Genomic DNA, 1736 nt, shown 5'->3' on the forward strand with positions numbered 1-1736 from the left:
GATAGCCTTGAATACAGGTTCCTTGTAGGTTCAAAAATTTGTCAAGTATCATAAGTAAAACACTCGGGTTTTTGGCCATTATATCAAATCTTAACTCGATTGTCTATCTTTTGGTATTAACCTGTTGATGCCTTAAGTCCTTCCCTATATGGATTTCAGCTACTTTTGAGCGTAGGCGCTCTCATCGAATTTTATTTTAAGTTAATTATTTGCATAACAATTCCCGAAGAGCCCAATTCCCGAAGAGCCATCGTATCTTTAACTTGCCAATGGTCGTTGAATTGGATGAGCGGGAGAATTATGGAGAGGTTCGCTTTGTAGCTATTGGTTTACTAGATGGACGAGTCGTTGTTATTGTCTATACTGAACCTGATGATCAAACAATTCGCATTATATCCTTAAGAAAAGCCTTATCGTATGAAGGAAAATATTATGAGCAATACCTCAAAAACAGATTGGAGTAGAATTGATATGATGAAAGATGAGGATATTGATACTTCTGATATTCCTCCACTATCAGAAGATTTTTGGGTTAACGCACAATTGCGACTACCTAAATATCTTGTCACTGTAAAAGTCGAAATAGACCCAGAAACTTTTGCTTGGTTTCAATCCCAGGGAGAAACTGCACAAGAACAAATGTCGGTGGCGTTAAAAATTTATGCTCAAGCAAATAAAGCTTTTTGTTCATCTATAACAAAAGCAGGATAAGGAAGCAGGGGAGAGGGGGAGCGGGGGAGTACAGGTTTTTGCTCTTCTGTTGTCTCCCTTTTCCTTGGTTCACCAGTGCTAGAAGATTTAGATTCACAATAGGATAGCAAGGAAAATTTTTTATGAAAACTGTTGACAAAACTCAGTTAAAAGCTAATTTACTAGAATTGTTGAAAATTGTGGAGTTACAAGGAGAAGAAATTTTAGTGACAGAAGGGACTAAACCAGTGGCGAGAATTTCTCCCTATCAAAAAAGTTATTCAACGGCGGAATTGTTTAAGAATATGCGAGGAAAAGTTCAGTATTTTGAAGATTTAACTACCCCAACAACCGAAGAATGGACGGAAGTATAAAAATTGTTCTTGATACTTGCGCTTTGCGCTAAATTGCGACTCTAAAAAAGTCTAATCTATGATAAATTTTCTAAGTCGTTTAAATCTTTAAATCTTGCACTAGCTTTTTTGTTTAGTTTTAAATGCTTTAAACTAATTATAATTAACATCAATACTATCTATTTCTGTAATCAGCCTCTCTTGAAAACACTCAGAAAAATTGTAACTAACAGCATAACCACCAATCAACAAATACTCAACTTGTCTTAAGTTCAGCAATTTCAAAAAATCTTTGAAGTCTGGCGGTAGTTGCATCATAACCATAATTAATTTGTCTCATTGTTTCTAAAGCAATTAATCTTTGTTGAGGAGTAGCATTGAACCAATAATCTCTCTCGTCGGAATTGTCTGTTAAAGAGCAAACAGTTACTATTGATTTATTCAAGCGATTGTTATCCATTGGCATTTATTTGGCGGGAGACGACACAGAGTGTTCTCCCTGATTTTAGCACAAACTTTATAGGAAAAAGCAGGGAAGCTTAACAAAAACTTAATAAAAATTTACCCAAAAACTATTGACAAGAAAAGTAAAGACTGCTAATCTGGAAACTCTAAATATTTTGAGGATTGAGAGTAATTGTCATTAACTAATCGAGAAAATGCTTTTATTCAGCCTGAAAAACTCATTGATTA

The 1736-nt window shown here is 34.8% G+C and carries 4 protein-coding genes; 3 read left to right on the forward strand and 1 reads right to left on the reverse strand.

All coding sequences use genetic code 11. The features are described 5' to 3' along the window. The first annotated feature begins 269 nt into the window (after nucleotides 1–269). The 3 genes from PX482_RS06230 to PX482_RS06240 all read left to right on the forward strand — a co-directional run bounded on the left by PX482_RS06230 (nucleotide 270) and on the right by PX482_RS06240 (nucleotide 1064). Complete coding sequence (locus PX482_RS06230) at nucleotides 270–464, forward strand: BrnT family toxin (RefSeq protein WP_002758012.1); 195 nt, start codon at nucleotides 270–272, stop codon at nucleotides 462–464. Further along, nucleotides 433–711: a hypothetical protein gene (locus PX482_RS06235; RefSeq protein WP_002758011.1), complete on the forward strand. Its 279-nt coding sequence runs from the start codon at nucleotides 433–435 to the stop codon at nucleotides 709–711. The genes PX482_RS06230 and PX482_RS06235 overlap by 32 nt, the downstream gene beginning before the upstream one ends. A gap of 122 nt (nucleotides 712–833) precedes the next feature. Beyond that, nucleotides 834–1064, forward strand: a complete 231-nt coding sequence (locus PX482_RS06240) for a type II toxin-antitoxin system Phd/YefM family antitoxin (protein ID WP_002758010.1) — start codon at nucleotides 834–836, stop codon at nucleotides 1062–1064. A gap of 235 nt (nucleotides 1065–1299) precedes the next feature. On the opposite strand, the gene PX482_RS06245 is transcribed toward PX482_RS06240, so the two are convergent. Next, nucleotides 1300–1503, reverse strand: coding sequence for a hypothetical protein (locus PX482_RS06245; protein WP_223212971.1), 204 nt, complete (start codon nucleotides 1501–1503; stop codon nucleotides 1300–1302). Nucleotides 1504–1736 lie beyond the last annotated feature (233 nt).

The sequence above is a fragment of the Microcystis sp. M53602_WE12 genome (assembly GCF_030065455.1).
Lineage (GTDB): Bacteria > Cyanobacteriota > Cyanobacteriia > Cyanobacteriales > Microcystaceae > Microcystis > Microcystis aeruginosa.

Excerpts from the sequence above, each read along its gene's own strand:
- PX482_RS06240 (WP_002758010.1), top strand. The coding sequence starts at position 834 with ATGAAAACTGTTGACAAAACTCAGTTAAAAGCTAATTTACTAGAATTG.
- PX482_RS06235 (WP_002758011.1), top strand. The coding sequence starts at position 433 with ATGAGCAATACCTCAAAAACAGATTGGAGTAGAATTGATATGATGAAA.
- PX482_RS06245 (WP_223212971.1), bottom strand. The coding sequence starts at position 1,503 with ATGGATAACAATCGCTTGAATAAATCAATAGTAACTGTTTGCTCTTTA.
- PX482_RS06230 (WP_002758012.1), top strand. The coding sequence starts at position 270 with ATGGTCGTTGAATTGGATGAGCGGGAGAATTATGGAGAGGTTCGCTTT.